This is a genomic window from Prescottella equi (assembly GCF_020171745.1).
In the GTDB taxonomy this organism is placed as follows: domain Bacteria; phylum Actinomycetota; class Actinomycetes; order Mycobacteriales; family Mycobacteriaceae; genus Prescottella; species Prescottella equi_A.
This window is the reverse complement of sequence record NZ_JAIVAH010000033.1, coordinates 1-17,673: the sequence shown is the minus strand read 5'-3', so window position 1 is coordinate 17,673 and position 17,673 is coordinate 1. Positions and strand designations below refer to the sequence as shown.

The following is a 17,673-nucleotide window of genomic DNA, read 5'->3' as shown; positions in this document are numbered from 1 at the left end:
TCTGTCAGACATAGGTTCCCCTTCGACGGCAGGCAGCGCCGACCGTCCTGCAATCGATATCGGACACCCCGTCCGGCCCGCGAGATCAGTTCCGGACCGGACGAGGTATGAGGCCTCGAGGCTGGTTAGCCGCCGAGCGAGCCGAAGCCGCCACCGAGCGAAGCGAGGCTGCCGGTGCCACCATCAGTCCCGCCGTCACCGCCGCCGTTCGGGGCCGCAATCACGACCGACATCGCGTCGGAGGAGGCGTTGACGGTGCCGGCTCCCGAGTATTCGGCGCGGACGGTGCGCTGACCCTCGACGGCAGGCGTCCACGAGATCGAGGCCCGTCCGTTGCCGTCGACCGTCGCCGTCCCGATGACGGTGTTGCCGTCCTTGAACGTCACTGTGCCACCAGCACCATTGGTCACCTGAGCCGAAATCGTCTGAGCCACACCGGCCTGACCGTTGCCGACCGAGATTTCGGTGGTGGAATCGGTGTTCTGGACCGGCTTCGCAGCAACGTTCACCGTCTTCGTCCCGGTCGACCCGGCTACACCGTCGCGGCCGGAGAACACCGCGGAGATCGAGTGGGAGCCTTCGACCGTCGGAGTCCACTGGTACGTGGCCTTGCCGCTGCCGTTGACGGGTACATCGGCGAGCAGTGTGGCACCGTCCTTGAACTGCACGCTGCCACCTGCGGCGGCCGGTGAAACGGTCACTTCGAGGCCGGATGCCCGCCCCACCTGCGCGCCCGTGACGTCGGCGATCGTGGTGGTCGAAACGGCATCAACCTGCGCCACATCGACGCTCTGCGGATCCGACTGCGAGGCGTTGGCCTTGGACGTCGCAAGGAATTTCGCCATGATTTGCTGCGTGCCCTTTGTCGTGGGCGTCCATGCGAGGGTCGCAGTGCCGTTAGCGTTGAGAGTGCCAGAACCGATCTTGCTGCCACCGCTGAGGAAGTCGACGGTGTCACCTTGAGTGCCACCAGTCACCGTCGCGGCGAGGTTGGTGACCTGCCCAACCTGAGCTCCGGACACTGCGGCCAAAGTCGTCGCCGTGACGTTCTTGCTGACCGTGATCGTCGGCCCCTTGTTGCTGTAGGTGCCGCTACCGAGCGATCCGCTGTAGTGCATCGTCGTCATCAGCGCCACGTCCCGGGCACAGTCCGCACCGACCCGATACGAGAATTCGAACGTGCGCGTATTCGGATTCGCGATCCCACGCACCGGCCACTCGATCGAGCTTCCCTCTACACGAGCGAAATCAGCCCCCTTGCTCTCGAGACCACGCGGCGAGCCGTCCACCTTCGCCGAACCCTCGACGTACGTCAGGCACGTCGGATGCAGGTCCTTGACGGCATAGATGTACTCCACGACAGCGCCGCTACTGCGCTGGAAAGCAGTCTTCGACGTGATGATGTCCCCCTCTTTGGGATTCACGTCGCTGATCGTCCGAGTGAACTTGCTACTACCGTCAGACCAATTCACCGATTGCGACGCCGCACCGGCCACACCGACTCCGGCGGTGGCTGCGAATCCGGCAGCAACCGCGAAGGCACTCAGTCCCCCGACAACGCGACGGATGTTCCTGTCAGACATGCATTTCCTCTCGACGCCGAACCTCGATGGATGCCAACCCGACGACGTCATCAGCCGCGGCGACTAGCGGATTGGGCATGGATGGACCAGTGAGAAGGCTGCTATCGGTGAGACGACCCGTGGACCCGGCCATTGCCGGTGTATACGGTCGATGCGCGCGACGGCGACGTCGATCGGGCCATTTTCCGACTCCCTTCAGAGCACGGTCACCGCGGCACCGGATCTTCTCGTCACCGGCTCCGCATGTTGTTCCGCCCAGGTCTCGGCCCGACTCCGACTACCCGGCTCGTTCCATTCGACACGGATGTACCGAAAGGAGCGCGCCCCACTGTATCGGACGTGCGTCCAGGTTGTTACGGAATGGCCTACAAACGAATCGGGGCCCCTCGCGTCAAACGCGAGGAGCCCCGATCGAGGTACTTCAGGACCCGAAGATCGGGCTGCCGCCGCCCAAACTTCCGAGGCTGCCCAGGCTGCCGGCCGGTCCGGGGGGCGCAGGCGCCTCCGCTACCTGGATGGTCTGAGCCTGGGAGGCAGAACCGTCCACTCCGGCGCCACCGGTGTACGCGACGCTGATCTCGTGCGGACCCGCGACGTCGAAGACGTAGTCGAGTGCGACGGCCCCGTTTCCGACCTGGAGTCGCGGACCGATGGGAGTGCCGCCGTCATAGAACTGAACCGTGCCCGGAAGTGACTGGGCAGTCGACGACACCTGAGCCGACAGTCGCACCGCCTTGCCCACCGTCGCGGTCTGCGGCGCGGTCATGATCGTGTTCGACTCCACGTCGTCGTCACTGGAAGCCGACACGTCCACGATCAGTCCGGGGGAGTTCGAGTTGGTGAAGCCGTTGGTTCCGGAAAAGGCGGCCGTGATCGCTTGCGGACCCGGCGAAGCGAAGGACCAAGGCAGCGACGCGACACCGTTCACGACGGAAACCGGCGCGCCGAGGTTGGTGTTGCCGTTCTTGAACTGCACCGAACCGGTCGCGGTCGCCGGCGACACCTTTGCCGAAAGCTGCACCGTGTCACCCGTCTTGGCGCTCGGCGGAACGATCAACGTGGTGGTGGTCGACGTGGTCGGCTGCTGAACGGACAGGTTCAACTGATCCAGCGGGTGCCAGCGCTGCGTCGTCTGGAAGGAGTAGATGTCGAACTCCATACCGGTGGTCCGCGGTCCCGGCTGAGCGTTCGCGGCGACCTTGTAGGTGAAGGTCAGCGTCGCGTTCTTGTTCAGCAGCCCCAGTCGGCACCATGCGGCGACACAGTTTCCCGATCCCTTCCAGTCCAGCCGAACCGCACCGGAAACGGGATCCTGGGACGCGTCGCCGTCGAACGGACCCGACTTGTTGCGGCCGCCCGACACGCCGTCACCTCGCCACACGTCGGCGTTGACACTCTGCAGGACGTAGTTCGCCGGCGGGAGATCGGTGAAGGTCTGCATGTACCGGTCGACTCCGCTGGCCCCGAGAGTCACGGTCGACACCACGGTGTCACCGGGAAAGGGGTTCGCCTTGTCAACGGATTTGGTGGCGCTAATGTTCGAAGCAGTAACCGTCTGCGACACCGGCGCCGCGGATGCGACACCACTTCCGAGTGCAACCTGGCCGACTCCGAGCGCGGCGACAGCCATTGCACCCACGAGTACCTTCGAGACAGCTCGCCGCATGACCGATCGGGCCATTTCGACTCCTTCCAGAGCGTTTGCGTACCTGCCGATACCCGGCCCGACTCCGGTTGTTCGACAGCGCTCGATGTCCCGCGATTGCGGCGCACCGAGCCTTTCGGACTTTATAGAACAAACGTCCAAGATCGGACAGTTTTCGTTACAGACGGGCTGGGGGCGGACGCTCACACGTCCGCCCCCATTCCCTCAGGAGCCGAAGGGCAGCCCGGCGAGACTGCCGGTTCCCGTGGTGCCTCCCGGCGTCGAATCGATGGCGGTGACGTCGACGGTCCGCGCCTCGGAGGTCGACCCCCTCAACCCCTCCGCACCCGAGTAGACCGCGGTGATCGCGTGCGCACCGGATGTGGTGAAGGAGTGTTCCAGCGTCGCGACGCCGTCGACCAGTTCCACCGCCTCACTGATCGGGGTGGCGCCGTCGAAGAACTGGATCGTCCCGCGAACCGGGCCCGACGACACCGCGGATGCCCACAGCGTCACCGTGGCGCCACTGGCCGCCGAGGCCGGCACGGTCAGCGCCGTCGCGGTCTCGGCATCGGTCGACGCCGGGGTCGTCACGTTCACGATGCGCGTGGCCGCCGTCGAACCGTCCAGCGCGGGGACGCCCGAGAACACCGCCGAGACGGAGTGCGCGCCCGCCACGGTGAACGTGTGCGGCAGACGTGCGACGCCCGCATTCACCGCAACCGGGTCTCCGATCTCCTGGCCGCCGTCACGGAACTGGACGGTGCCGCCGTCGACGGGAGCACCGGCCGAATTGCGAACGGTCACCCACAGATCGGTGATTGCACCGGTCTTGGCCTCGCCGGGCACGCTGAGCAAGGTGACGGTGCTCCGCAGGGTGACCACCGGATCCGTCACGGACACGGACCTGGCGACCGAACCCGACGGCTCGAATCCTGCTGCGCCCGAGTACGCCGCGGTGATGGAGTGGCTACCGACGGATGCGAACGTGTGCTCGAGCGTTGCCGTGCCGTCAGCGATATCGATCGGTCCGCCGATCAGCGTGACACCGTCCTTGAACTGCACCGTGCCACCGTTCGGTGCCGGGCTGATCGACGCCGACAGCGCCACCGGCGCACCGGTCTGCGCCGACGCCGGCGCGCTTACCGTGGTGGTCGTGGCCAGATCGGGAACCGTCACCGTGACCGCCTGCGGTCCGGCCGTGGAGGTTACGAAGCCGGCTCCGGTGAACACCGCGGAGATCGGGTGCGTGCCCGCCGTCGTGAACGTGTGCGGCAACGTGGCGACGCCGCCCGAAACGGTTACCGGTGCACCGAGGTTCGTGTTTCCGTCCGTGAACTGCACCGTGCCCGACGCGTTACTCGGGGCCACTTCCGCGGACAATGTCACCGACGTTCCGGTGAGAGCACTCGGGGGGACCGTCAGCGAGGTGGTGGTCGGAACGTCCGGCACCGACACGTTCACCGTCCGTGCGGCCGAGGTGGATCCCTCGTATGCCGTGGCACCCGAGTACACCGCGGTGATGCTGTGCGCACCCGGGCCCGTGAAGGTGTACGGCATCGATGCCGCGCCCGATGCCACGGAAACCGGGACGCCGATGTTCGTACCGTTGTCCTTGAACTGCAAGGTACCGGTTGCCGTCGCGGGATCGACTGCAGCGGACAGGGTGACAGATGTGCCCGTCAGGGCAGTCGGCGGTGCCGTCACGGTCGTCGACGTCGTCGCCTGGCGCACGGTCACCGACGGGCCCATCGAGGACTGGTCCGTCGACGACTGGAATCCGTTCCCCATCACGGTGCCCTTCGCGGTCATGCCGCTGCCCGCCGCACCGATCGCGCAGCTATCGGACACCCGATAGCTGGCCTTCAGCGTCAGCGAATTACTCGAATTCACCAGCCAGCCTCCGGAAGTCACCTTGGTCGTGGTCGCGCCGACCTCCGGGTCCGCCGACGACTCGGTCTGCCCGGAGCCGACCTTGAAGACGGTCACCTTGGCGGAACCGGCAACATACGTGAGACATGCCGGATGCACGTCGACGAGAGTGTTGATGTAGCCGTCGACGCCGGTCTTCGACACCACTGTCGTGTAGGTGACGGTCTCACCCACGCGCGGCGAATCGACATCGGTGGTGCGGGTGAAGGTGTACTTCCCTTCGGTCACCGCGACCGCATCCGCCACCCCCGACCCCAAGGTCGCTGTGAGAGCCACCGACAGCGCGGCCACCCCCGCCGCGGCGGTCAGTCGCCGCCTGGTCCTGCTCGTCATGCTGATCGTCCGTTCTTCTCGCGCCGTCTCGGCGTTTCGCTGTCGCATTGTCGTCTCCGCCGTCACGAGCCGAACGAGAGGCTGCCGGTGCCGCCACCCGTGGTTCCGCCCGGAGTGGCGATCGAAAGCGTGCCCGGGACCGAAGCCGACGCGATGAATCCCTCTGCCCCGCTGTACTTCGCGGTGATCGTGTGCGAGCCGGTTCCGCTGAACGCGTGGATGAGGCTCGCACGCCCGTCGACGAGATCGACGGCCTCACCGAGCGGCTTGTCGCCATCGAAGAACTGCACGGTGCCGCGCGGGGTCTGCGGGGCGACGACCCGCGCCGACAGGGTCACGGGCGTGCCCGGTGTGCCGGTGCGGGGCAGCACCAACTCGGTGGCCGTCGCGAGATCCGCGACCGACGCGAGGGTCACGTTGATGCCCTGGCCGTCCGCCGTCGAGGCCGTGTAGGCGCCGAATCCGGTGAAGACAGCCGTGATCGAGTGGGCGCCTGTCGCACCGAAGGTGTGCGTCAGCTTGGCGAAGCCGTCGACGACGGGGATCGCGTTTCCGATCGACGTGGCGCCGTCACGGAACTGCACGGTGCCGCCGGCCGGCGCGGGGGCTCCGTCGACCAGGTCGAACACGCTGGCCCACAGGTCCACCGACTGACCGGCCTTCGCCTCACCGGGCGCGTTGAGCAGGGTGACGGTGCCGATGTTCGACGCCGTTACGGCCACGGTCTTCGAGGTCGCCGCCGAGCCGAGCGAGCCCACGCCGCCACTGTAGACCGCGGTGATCACGTGCGATCCACCCCGGGCGAAGGCATGGGACAGGCTGGCGACCCCGCCCGAAACGAGCACCGGCGAACCGAGGTTCGTCGCGCCGTCCCGGAACTGCACGGTGCCGTCGACAGGTGTCGGGGATACGGTGGCCGAGAATGTGACCGCCGTCCCGACCTCCGCGGTGGCGGGGGCGGTCAGCGTGGTGGTGGTCGCGACGGCGTCGGGCATGGGCTCCGACACCGTCACCGTCCGCGCGGTCGACGTCGACGGGGCGAAGCCGGTGCCGCCCGAGTAGACCGCGGTGACGCTGTGGGCGCCGGTCGCTGCGAAGGCGTGCGACAGTGTCGCGACACCGCCGGCGACGGGAACCGGTGCCCCGAGGTTCGCGGCGCCGTCCTTGAACTGCACCGTACCTGTGGCACCGGCCGGGCTCACGGCCGCAACAAGATCCACCGCAAGCCCGGTGGTGGCGGTCGGCGGCACCGTGACCGTCGTCGTCGTGGCCACTACCGGCGGCGTCACCGTCACCGTCCGAGCCTCCGACGTCGACGACGCGAACCCGGAAGAACCCGAGTAGACCGCCGTGATGCTGTGGGCGCCGAGCGATCCGAATGCGTACGTCAGGCTCGCCGACCCGTTGGTCACGGGCACGGCCGCGCCGATGTTCGTGCCGTCGTCCTTGAACTGCACGGTGCCGGACGCCCCTGCGGGCGCCACCGTCGCGGTGAGCTGCACGGCCGTGCCGGTCGCGGCGGTGTCCGGGACGGTGAGCGTCGTGGTGGTCGCGGCGTCCGGCACGGCGATCCGAATGGTCGCCAGCGGGCCGGCGCCGGCGTTGAGTCCGGCCGAAGTGGAATCTCGTGGACTGCACTTGGTGGGCGCCCACTGGTCACCCAGGAACGACGCGCGCGCGAGCTGGGTACTGAAGTTCCTGTCGTTGTTGAAGCTGCCGGCGTCGCCGCTGGTGCGAATCTTGGGCTGGACGACGCCGGATTGGCCGGCCACCATCGTCACGTCGATGGCGGGCATCCGGAACCACGAGTCGCCGGACCCATTCGTACTGCCGTCGAGGTTCTTCTTCCACTTGGGTGCCCGGATGCCGCCCTCGCTGTTGGTGCTGGTGGACGCACCGTTGCCGATGACCTCGTTGTTTCCGGAGATCCGCAGGATCGGACCGTTCGGATCGGCAAGGCCGTTGTCGCCCACGCGGATCACGCTCGGTGCCACGCCGTCGATGTTGATGCCGGAGTTCGGCACGATCGTCGCGCTGACGAAGGTAGCGTTCGCGGGGATCTCGAAGTCGTTCTTGAGCCGGGACAGGCTCGTCGTGGTCGCACCCGAATCGGAGTTCGGGTAGGCCTGACCGTTCGTCTGCAGCCGGAAGGTGAACTGCTCACCCGGCGCAACGGTCGCGGGCGCATCGACGGCGACGGAACTTTGGGTGATCTTGTCGACAGTCTTGATGGCGTTGGCCCGGCACGTGGTCTTGAAGTCGACCGTTGACGGTGCGGCGTTCACCGGTTGGGCGAGCAGGAACGATCCGGATAACAGCACGGAACCGGTGAACGCCGCTGCGCAGCGTCTCCGTAACGAGGAACTCATCGCACTCCCTGAAACAAACGATTGAGGGATGCCGCGGAATCGAAGCTCCCAAGCCGAGCACGATAGACGTCAAAACTGGTACGTGTGTCAGTTTTGCAGGACAAGTGTCCAATTAATTCTCGGATCTCTCGAAGACGCCCCCGCCCGGAACGACAAAAGGGTGTGCCCCTGCCTTTCGGCAGGAGCACACCCTTTGTGCGGTCAGACTGCGGTCAGACCATCAGGAACCGAACCTCAACCCGCTCAGGCTGCCGAGCGATCCGAAGTCCAGCGACCCACCCGTGTCACCGCCGCCGGACTGCGCCACCTCGAGGGTCTGGGTCTCCGACGTCGACCCCGCCACCCCCGTACCACCCGAGTACACCGCATGAATCAGACGCGGCCCACTCTGGGTGAAGGTGTGCGTGATCTCGGCGAAGCCGTCGACCACCGGCACCGGAGCACCGATCGCCACGCCACCGTCGAAGAACTGCACCGTGCCCGGCAACGACGCCGCACCGATCACCTGCGCCTTCAACACGTATGGCGTGCCCGCCGTCGGCGCCTGCGTCGACGCGATCACCACCGACGACACCACATCCGACGGATTCGGAGCGGACACCGTCACCGGACGGTCGACCGACGTCGACCCCACGAACCCGGCGTCCGCGGTGTACACCGCGGAAACCTGGCGCGTGCCCACCGAAGTGAACGTGTGGCCGATCGAGGCGGCGCCGTTCACCAGCGTCACCGGCGACCCGATCGGGCTTCCGTTCTCACGGAACTGCACCGAACCGGTCGGCACCGCCGTGCCCGTCTGCGCCTGCACCGTCACCGACAGTGTCGTCTCCACACCCGTCGTCGCCGAACCCGGAGCACCGACCAGAGTTGACGTCGCGACATCGACCGGGGCCGGGTCCGTGACCGTCACGGTTTGCGCACCCGCAGTCGAGTTCGTGAACCCGGCAGCACCGGTGAACTCAGCCGTCACCGCGAACGTGCCAGCCGTGTTGAACGTGTGCGACAGGCTCGCCGCACCAGCGGACACGGTCTGCGGAGCACCGACGGCCACGCCACCGATCTTGAACTGCACCGTGCCCTGCGCATTCGCCGGCGACACCGTCGCCGAGAAGTCCACCGAATCACCGGTCGTGGCCGTGGCCGGCGCAGTCACCGACAGCGACGTCTGCTGATCTGGGTCGGACACCACGATCGATCCCGGGACGGTCGCCGACGCATCCGCGAAGCCCGGACCACCCGTGAACGAAGCACCGATGCTGTGCGAACCCGCTGCAAACGTGTGCGGCAGCGTCGCAACACCATTCACCACCAGAGCCGGAGCACCGATCGGAGTGCCGTTGTCGGTGAACTGCACCGTGCCCTGAGCATTCGGCGGCGTCAGATTCGCCACCAGGTTCACCGACGAACCGGTCGCCGCCGAACCCGGAACCTCGACCGTCAGTGACGTCTGCTGGTCCGGAACCGACACGGTCACGTTCTGCGCCGACGCAACCGAATCCGTGAACCCGGCAGCACCCGAGAACTCCGCCGTCACCGCGAACGAACCGGCGGCGTTGAAGATGTGCGGCAGCGAGGCCGCACCACCGGACACAGTCTGCGGAGCACCGACGGCCACGCCACCGATCATGAACTGCACCGAGCCCTGCGCATTCGCCGGCGACACCGTCGCCGAGAAGTCCACCGACTCACCGGTGGTGGCCGTAGCGGGAGCAGTCACCGACAGCGACGTCGTGACGTCCGGAGCCGACACCGTCACCGACTGAGGAGCCGACGTCGAACCCTCGAAACCGGTCGCACCCGAGAACACGGCCGTCACAGCGAACGAACCCGCAGCGTCGAACGTCCACGGCAGGCTCGCCGCACCGCCCGAGACCGCCTGCGGCGCACCCACCGGGTTGCCGTCGACCTTGAACTGCACCGTGCCACCGGTCGGAGCCGGGGCAACGGTCGCTTCCAGCGTGACCACCGTGCCCGTCTGGGCCGTACCCGGCACCGTCACCGCGGTCGTCGTCTGCTGATCCGGGTCACTGACCACGATGGATGCTGGCGACGTCGCAGAAGCATCTGCGAAGCCCGGACCGCCGGTGAACGATGCACCGATGCTGTGCGAACCCGAACCACTGAACGTGTACGGCAGCGTCGCAACACCATTCACCACCGGAACCGGAGCACCGATCGGAGTGCCGCCGTCCGTGAACTGCACGGCGCCCTGCGCACCGGACGGCGAGACCGCCGCCGTCAGGTTCACCGAGGCGCCCGTGACCGCCGTCGCCGGAACATCCAGCGTCAAGGACGTCACCACATCCGGAACGGTCACCGTCACCGACTGTGGAGCCGACGTCGAACCCTCGAAACCGGTCACACCCGAGTACACGGCCGTCACCTCGAACGAACCCGCGGCATTGAACGTCCACGGCAGGCTCGCCGCACCAACCGAAACCGTCTGCGGCGCACCGACATCGACGCCGCCGACCTTGAACTGCACAGTGCCACCGGTCGGAACCGGAGCGACCGTCGCCTCCAGCGTCACCGCCGTGCCCGTCTGGGCTGTAGCCGGCACCGACACCGTGGTCGTCGTCTGCTGATCCGGATCACTGACCTCGATCGACCCCGGCGACGTCGCAGAAGCATCCGCGAAGCCGGGAGCACCCGTGAACGATGCACCGATGCTGTGCGAACCCGAACCACTGAACGTGTACGGCAGCGTCGCAACACCATTCACCACCGGAACCGGAGCACCGATCGGAGTGCCGCCGTCCGTGAACTGCACGGCGCCCTGTGCACCGGACGGCGAGACCGCCGCCGTCAGGTTCACCGAGGTACCGGTGACCGCGGTAGCCGGAACATCCAGCGTCAACGACGTGACCGCATCCGGAACGGACACCGTCACGGCCTGAGCAGCAGCCGTTGCGTTCGTGAACCCGGCAGCACCGGCGAACTCGGCCGTCACCGCGAACGAACCAGCCGCGTTGAACGTGTACGGCAGGCTTGCCGCGCCACCGGACACCGTCTGCGGCGCACCCACCGGGCTGCCGTTGACCTTGAACTGCACCGTGCCCTGCGCGCCCGACGGCGACACCGTCGCCGTCAGATCCACCGACGAACCGGTCGTAGCCGAAGCCGGCGCCGTCACCGACAGCGACGTCTCGACATCCGGTTCCGTGACGGTCACGGACTGCGCCGCGGAGACCGACGACGCGAAGCCGGTCGACCCGCTGAACTCTGCAGTGATCGACGGCGAACCGGCCGACGCGAAGGAGTGCGGCAGCGTCGCAACACCGTTCACCAGGGCAACCGGTGCACCGATGTTCGTGCTTCCGTCCTTGAACTGGACCGTGCCGGACGTGGGCGTCGGCGCAACAGTTGCGGACAGCGTGACGGACTGATTGGTCTGCGCAGTCTGCGGCACCGTCAGCGTCGTCGAGGTAGCAACGTCGGGAACGCTCACGTTCACGGTCTGTGCGGGCGCGGTCGATCCCGCGAATCCCGCGTTACCGGTGAACACCGCGGTGATGGCGTGCGCGCCGCCGGTCGTGAACGTGTGCGGCAGGCTCGCCGCGCCGCTGGCAACAGCGACCGGAGTACCGATGTCCGTTCCGTTGTCCTTGAACTGCACCGTACCCGCGGCATTCGTCGGAGTCACCGACGCCGACAGCGTCACCGGTGTGCCCGTCGTCGCGGATGTCGGCGCCTGCAGCGTTGTCGATGTGGGGGCGTTCACCGTCACCGTCTGTGCCGGCGCCGACGAGTTCACGAACCCTGACCCTGCGATGAAGTCGGCGGTGATGCTGTGCACGCCCGTGGTCGTGAACGTGTGCGGCAGTATCGCCTGGCCGCCCGCGACCGTCACCGGATTACCAATGTTCGTCCCATTGTCCTTGAACTGCACCGTACCCGCGGCATTCGGCGGGGTCACCGATGCCGACAGTGTCACCGGCGTGCCCGTCACTGCGGTCCCCGGGGCCGTCACCGAGACGCCGGTGGACACGGGGGCAGTCACCTGCACGTTCTGCGCTGCCGACTGCGACACGTTTGCGAGCGTCGTTCGCGGGAATTTCGCAGTCAGGCTCCGTGCGCCCACCGTCGTCGGCGTCCACACGAACGTGCCGACTCCCACGGCGTTCAGCGTGCCCTCACCGAGCTTCGTCGATCCGTCGTAGAACTCGACTGGATTGCCCTGTGCGCCGTTGGTGACCGTCGCGGTCAGCGTGACCGCCTGCCCGGTCAGCATCGGTGTGGCAACCGACGCCAGCGATGTCGTGGTGGTCTTCAGGACGGAAATGGTCGGACCCTTGTCCTGGTACGTGCCGCTGCCGAGACTTCCCGAGTAATGCATGGTCGTCATCAGCGGAGTATTCCGATCGCAATTCGCACCTACGAGATACGAGAACGAGAACGTTCGCGATTTGGGTTCGACGTACGGTCGGACATCCCAGCTACCTGCGACTCGTACGAAGTCGGCGGCCATACTCTCGACCCCGATGGTCGAACCCCCGACCTTCGCGGAGCCGTCTACATACGTCAGGCACGTCGGATGAATGTCCTTGACTGCCTGGACATACTCGACGGAAATGCCTCGCTCGAACTTGGTCGAGACCGTGACGACCTCGCCCTCGGCCGGCGTCGTATTGCTGACGCTACGTGTGAACGAGCTGTTGCCATCCGACCAGGACACCGGCGAATTGACGACAGCACCCACCGCCTCGGCGCCCGTCATTGCCATGAATCCCGCGGCCATCGCGAAAACACTTATTCCGCCGACTACTCGGCGCAATCCCCTGCCAACCATGCACTTCCCCTTCGACGACGGACGACGGCCGTCAACTCAACGGATCAGGTTTCGACCTGGGACACTGCGCCGATGAGTACCGAACTGGGGCGCGCTGCAGGGCCCACGCCACCCCTACAGCCAATCCGCAGCCCGACTCCGCGTCTGAAATGCGAGTCGAACTCTATCGGACAAACGTCCAAGTCGCGGGCGATTGGCCGGAAACGTCTGTGGCCCGCCCTACACTACGCTGGGGGGTCGTAGGCTTTCACTCGTTAAACAAAGAACCGAAGCAGAATCCGCTCAGGCTGTCGAGCAGAGTTCGTAGCCGCCCTGTTCTACTCCTACGCAACAGAACTCGTGAACCGCAGAGGTGTTCAGCCGACCCACCTCATCGATGAACGACATCGGGTGAGGCCCCGCCTCCGTGTGGAGGCGGGACCTCACCCAACCGTCAGGTGCTACTTACGAGCCGAAGTTCAGGTTGCCGAGCAGGCCCCCCAAGATTCCGCTCAGGCTGCCCAGGCCCCCGCCCGTGCTGCCGCCGGTGACCTGGATCGTCTGCGAACCCGAGGTCGAGTCCGCGACGCCCTGACCACCGCTGAACACCGCGTGGATGCTGTGGGCACCCGCCGTGGTGAAGGTGTGGTTCAGAACCGCGACGCCGTTGACAACCTGCACCGCGTCCCCGATCGGGGTGGTCCCGTCGAAGAACTGGACGGTACCACTGACCGGCGCATTACCGGCACCGGTCACCTGAACCGACAGCTGCACCGCTGCACCCTTGGCCGCGTTGGCCGGCACCGTCAGGACGGTGGCCGTCTCGACGTCCACCGGCGTCGGGACCGTGACCGAGACCTGCTTGGCCGCGGCATCGGATCCGGCGAACCCGGTGGCACCACTGAATGTCGCGGTGATGCTATGGGTACCGGCGGTGGTGAAGGTGTGCGACAGCGTGGCGACACCGTCGACCACCGGAGCGGTTCCGAGCGACGTTGCGCCGTCGAAGAACTCGACGGTGCCGCCGCTCGGCACGACCTCCGAGGTCGTGGAGTTGAACACGGTGGCGTACAGGTTCTCGGCCTCACCGGTCTTGGCGTTACCCGGCACGTTCAGCATCGTCGTGGTGACGACATCGACCGGGATCGGATCGGAGACCGTCACCGACTGCGCACCCGCAGCCGAGTTCAAGAAGCCTGCACCACCGGTGAACACCGCGGTCACCGACTTCGTGCCGGCCGAAGCGAACGGGTAGGACAGCGTCGCGGTACCACCGGACACCGTCACCGGAGCACCGACCGGGCTACCGTCCACCGAGAACTGTACCGTGCCAGCAGCATTTGACGGAGCCACCGTCGCGGTCAGATCCACGTCGGCACCGGTCTCGGCCGTAGCCGGAACCTGCAGCTCCAGAGCCGTCTCCACATCCGACGGAGCCGGATCGGACACCGTCACGGTCTGCGCACCCGCAGTCGAGGCCGCGAACCCGCTGGTACCCGAGAACTCCGCCGTCACCGCGAACGAACCAGCCGCATTGAACGTGTACGGCATTGTCGCGTTACCCGAGGCATTGACGTTCACCGGAGTGCCGACGTTGGCACCGGCAACCTTGAACTGCACCGTGCCACCGGACGGAACCGGAGCCACCTCAGCCGACAGCATCACCGACGCACCCGTCTCAGCAGTCGCTGGCACCGACACCGTCGTCGCCGTCTGTGTATCCGGCACAACCGGATCCGACACCGTCACCGACTGCGCGGACGCGGTCGACGTCGCGAACCCGGCGGTACCCGAGTACACGGCCGAAACATCGTATGCGCCAGCTGCATTGAACGTGTACGGCATCGTCGCGTGGCCCGATCCGTCGACGTTCACCGGAGTGCCGACGTTGGCACCGGCAACCTTGAACTGCACCGTGCCGCCAGTCGGGACCGGAGCCACCGCTGCGGACAGCGTCACCGAAGCACCGGTCTCAGCCGTGTCAGGGACCGTCACCGTCGTCGTGGTCTCGGTGTCCGGAACCGCCGGGTCGGTGACCGTCACGGTCTGAGCCGAAGCCGCCGAACCCGCAAACCCCGCACCGCCGCTGAAGCTGGCGGTGATGCTGTGCGAACCTGCCGTCGTGAAGGCATGCGACAGGGTTGCGACACCGTTCGACACCGTCACGGCATCGCCGATATCCGTGCCGTTGTCCTGGAACTGCACCGCGCCAGTCGCGCCGGCAGGCAGCACATTCGCCGTCAGATCGACGGCCGTTCCCGTCTCAGCGTTCTGCGGAACAGTCAGCGACGTCGTGGTGGCGACATCCGAATCCGTCACGGTGACGTTTTGCGTCTGCGTCGCGGTCGAGCCGGCGAATCCGGCGTCACCCGAGAACACGGCGCCGATCGCCTGGACACCGGCGGCGGAGAACGTGTGCTGCAGCGTCGCAACACCGTTCGACACCGTCGCGGGCGAACCGATGTCGGAGCCGTTAGCGGTGAACTGGACCGTGCCGGACGCGTTGATGGGTGCGACGTTGGCCGTGAGCGTGATCGAGGCGCCCGTCGCGGCATTGGCCGGAGCCGACACCGTCGTGGTGGTCTCCACATCCGGGACCACCGGGTCGGTGACCGTCACGGTCTGGGCACCTGCGACCGAACCCGTGAAGCCGGGTGCGCCCGTGAACTCGGCAGTGATGCTGTGCGAACCGGCCGCCGCGAACGGGTGGGACAGCGTCGCCGCGCCGGCCGCCACCGTCACGAGGGATCCGATGTTGGTGCCGTTGTCCTTGAACTGGACCGTGCCCTGCGCGTTCGACGGGGTCACGTTGGCAGTCAGATCGACAACCGCGCCGGTCTCCGCGTTCTGCGGAACCGTCAGCCCCAGCGTGGTCTCGACGTCGACCGGAGTCGGGTCGGTCACGGCCACGACCGAAGCCGCCGACGTCGATCCGGTGAAGTTACCGGTCGCGGTGAACACCGCGGTGATCGAATGCGAACCGGCCGTGGTGAAAGTGTGGTCCAGGCTGGCAGTGCCACCGGCCACCGTCACCGGCGAACCGATGTCGGTGCCGTTGTCCTTGAACTGCACCGAGCCCGTCGCGTTGTTGGGCGCGACATCGGCGGCCAGCGTGACCGGGGCACCGGTCTCCGCGGTGCCCGGAGCCGTCAGGGTCGTCGTGGTCGACACTTGCGCGGCAACGACGTTGATCGTTGCGAGCGGGCCGGCACCGGCGTTCAGTGCACTGCTCTTGCCGTCACGCGGTGTACACCTGGTCGGCGCGTTTCCGGCGCTCGACTTCGCCTGGAACGTGTAGTAGTTCTGATCGTTTCCGTAGGTGGCGGCCGACCCGGATGTGCGCACCTTCGGCTGGATCACACCAGGCGAGTTCGCGGTGATCGTGACGTCGATCGCGGGCAGGCGGAACCATGTGTCACCGCCGGTGGGGTTTCCACTGAGATCGGTCTTCGTCTTGCGCACGCGCATGCCTGCATCGCTCGTCCCGGTCGATGGACTGTTTGCGATCAGCTGATTGCTTCCGGACAGCCGCAAGATGCTGCCGTTGGCGTCGGCCGAACCCGAGTCGTTGACTCGCAACACACTCAGGTCACCGCCGCTGGCGTTGTCGATGTTGGCGGTCGCCGTGCCGGGTACCACGGCAGCACTGACGAAGGTGGCGTTGTCCGGTATCGCGTAGTCGACCTTCATTCGGACGATGTCGCCCGTCGTCGCGATTGACTCCTTGTCAGGGATCGACCCCGCACTTGGCTGTATCCGGTAGGTAAACGTGGCGCCCGCAGCCACAGATGCAGGCGCATCGATCGTCATTCCCGTATCGGCGGTCTTGTCCACCGTGATGATGGCGCTCGCCTTGCAGGTGTTCTTGAAGCTGACCGTGGCGGTCACCGCATTGGCCGGGGCACCGACCAACATCACGCCTGCCACGAGCGCTGCGCCTGTTACAGGGGCGGCACAGCGCCTGAGTATCGAATTCTGCATACATACTTCCTTTTCAGAAGCTGCGGTTGGGGGAGGGAATCCGCATAGGTCGATACACCATAACGACGCCGTTACATCGGCGTATCACTTTTGCGAATCAAACGTCCAAATGTTGCTGATAGTTAGCCGACTCCGGAGCTTGACTACTGTCCAGTAATGAAAGTCGGCTCGCACCGCCCGCCGCCGCCGCCCGAAGTCGGGTGCGTTGCGGGCTTCAACTGCACTAACAGTTATGGACACTAGTCCAGTACCATGTCTGATTTTGGGTTTACAGACTGGCGGAGATCTTTCACCCCCGAATTAACCCCTCGCTCTTACGGGTAGCTGAATATCGGCACTTCACACACCGGAACCCCGAGTCGTCGCGAGATCAGGCCCAGGCGAAACGCCCTCATTGCACATCTCCGACCGAACAAATAATTGAATGCAACCCGAGTCCGGTTCAATTTCTGAATTGAATTCTAGTATTCGTCGAGTGCCCGGGGAGGCCGACCCGAGTACCGTCCGGGGCGTGTCCACCGAACGTCAGCGCACCTATACCTGGAACGACCCGACCCCGATCGCGGAGGCCAACCGAAACCTCAGCGGTCTCGAGTTCGTCCGCGGACTCGTCGACGGCACGGTTCCCCACCACCCCACCGCATCGACGCTGGGGTTTCGCGTCACCGACTCCCGTGAGGGGTTCGTCGAGATCACCGCGGAGCCGCAGGAGTGGCAGTACAACGCCGTCGGCAGCGTCCACGGTGGCGTCATCGCCACGATGATCGATACCGCGATGGGATTCTCCGTGTCGAGCACGCTGCCCGCCGGCGTCGGCTATACCACCCTCGACATCACCGTCCGCTACATCCGCGGCATCAAGGGCGACGGTGGATCCATTCGCGTGCACGGTTTTTCGGAGCACACCGGCCGCACCACCGCGACCGCCCGTGCCGAGGTCCGCGACGGCCAGGACCGCCTGCTGGCGACGGCGTCGACCACCTGCCTGATCCTGCGCTGACCCCGGAAACGCGTCGGCCGAATGTCACACACGTTCGTTCAGACTGAACGCGTGTGACATTC

7 protein-coding genes are annotated in these 17,673 nt (G+C 66.3%); 1 reads left to right on the top strand and 6 read right to left on the bottom strand.

Features of this window, described 5'->3' with window-relative positions; translation table 11 throughout:
* Positions 1 to 125: 125 nt before the first annotated feature.
* From LCL87_RS24575 to LCL87_RS24550, 6 genes are all read right to left on the bottom strand, one after another.
* Positions 126 to 1,424, bottom strand: a complete 1,299-nt coding sequence (locus tag LCL87_RS24575; protein ID WP_225024072.1) for an Ig-like domain-containing protein — start codon at positions 1,422 to 1,424, stop codon at positions 126 to 128.
* Positions 1,425 to 2,004: 580 nt separating this feature from the next.
* Positions 2,005 to 3,057: an Ig-like domain-containing protein gene (locus LCL87_RS24570; RefSeq protein ID WP_225024071.1), complete on the bottom strand. Its 1,053-nt coding sequence runs from the start codon at positions 3,055 to 3,057 to the stop codon at positions 2,005 to 2,007.
* 396 nt (positions 3,058 to 3,453) lie between these two features.
* Positions 3,454 to 5,493, bottom strand: coding sequence for an Ig-like domain-containing protein (locus LCL87_RS24565; protein ID WP_225024070.1), 2,040 nt, complete (start codon positions 5,491 to 5,493; stop codon positions 3,454 to 3,456).
* Between the two features lie 62 nt (positions 5,494 to 5,555).
* Positions 5,556 to 7,862: an Ig-like domain-containing protein gene (locus tag LCL87_RS24560; RefSeq protein ID WP_225024069.1), complete on the bottom strand. Its 2,307-nt coding sequence runs from the start codon at positions 7,860 to 7,862 to the stop codon at positions 5,556 to 5,558.
* A gap of 220 nt (positions 7,863 to 8,082) precedes the next feature.
* Entirely contained in the window at positions 8,083 to 12,207 is a 4,125-nt protein-coding gene (locus tag LCL87_RS24555; protein ID WP_225024068.1) for an Ig-like domain-containing protein, read from the bottom strand.
* A gap of 888 nt (positions 12,208 to 13,095) precedes the next feature.
* Complete coding sequence (locus LCL87_RS24550; protein ID WP_225024067.1) at positions 13,096 to 16,557, bottom strand: Ig-like domain-containing protein; 3,462 nt, start codon at positions 16,555 to 16,557, stop codon at positions 13,096 to 13,098.
* A gap of 565 nt (positions 16,558 to 17,122) precedes the next feature.
* On the opposite strand from LCL87_RS24550, the gene LCL87_RS24545 reads away from it, so the two are divergent.
* A complete protein-coding gene (locus LCL87_RS24545) occupies positions 17,123 to 17,611 on the top strand; it encodes a PaaI family thioesterase (protein ID WP_225024066.1) in 489 nt (162 codons plus the stop codon).
* Positions 17,612 to 17,673 lie beyond the last annotated feature (62 nt).

Bases quoted from the DNA above. Each gene is read 5' to 3' on its own strand.
- LCL87_RS24560 (WP_225024069.1), bottom strand. From the start codon at position 7,862: ATGAGTTCCTCGTTACGGAGACGCTGCGCAGCGGCGTTCACCGGTTCC.
- LCL87_RS24565 (WP_225024070.1), bottom strand. From the start codon at position 5,493: ATGACGAGCAGGACCAGGCGGCGACTGACCGCCGCGGCGGGGGTGGCC.
- LCL87_RS24555 (WP_225024068.1), bottom strand. From the start codon at position 12,207: ATGACGACCATGCATTACTCGGGAAGTCTCGGCAGCGGCACGTACCAG.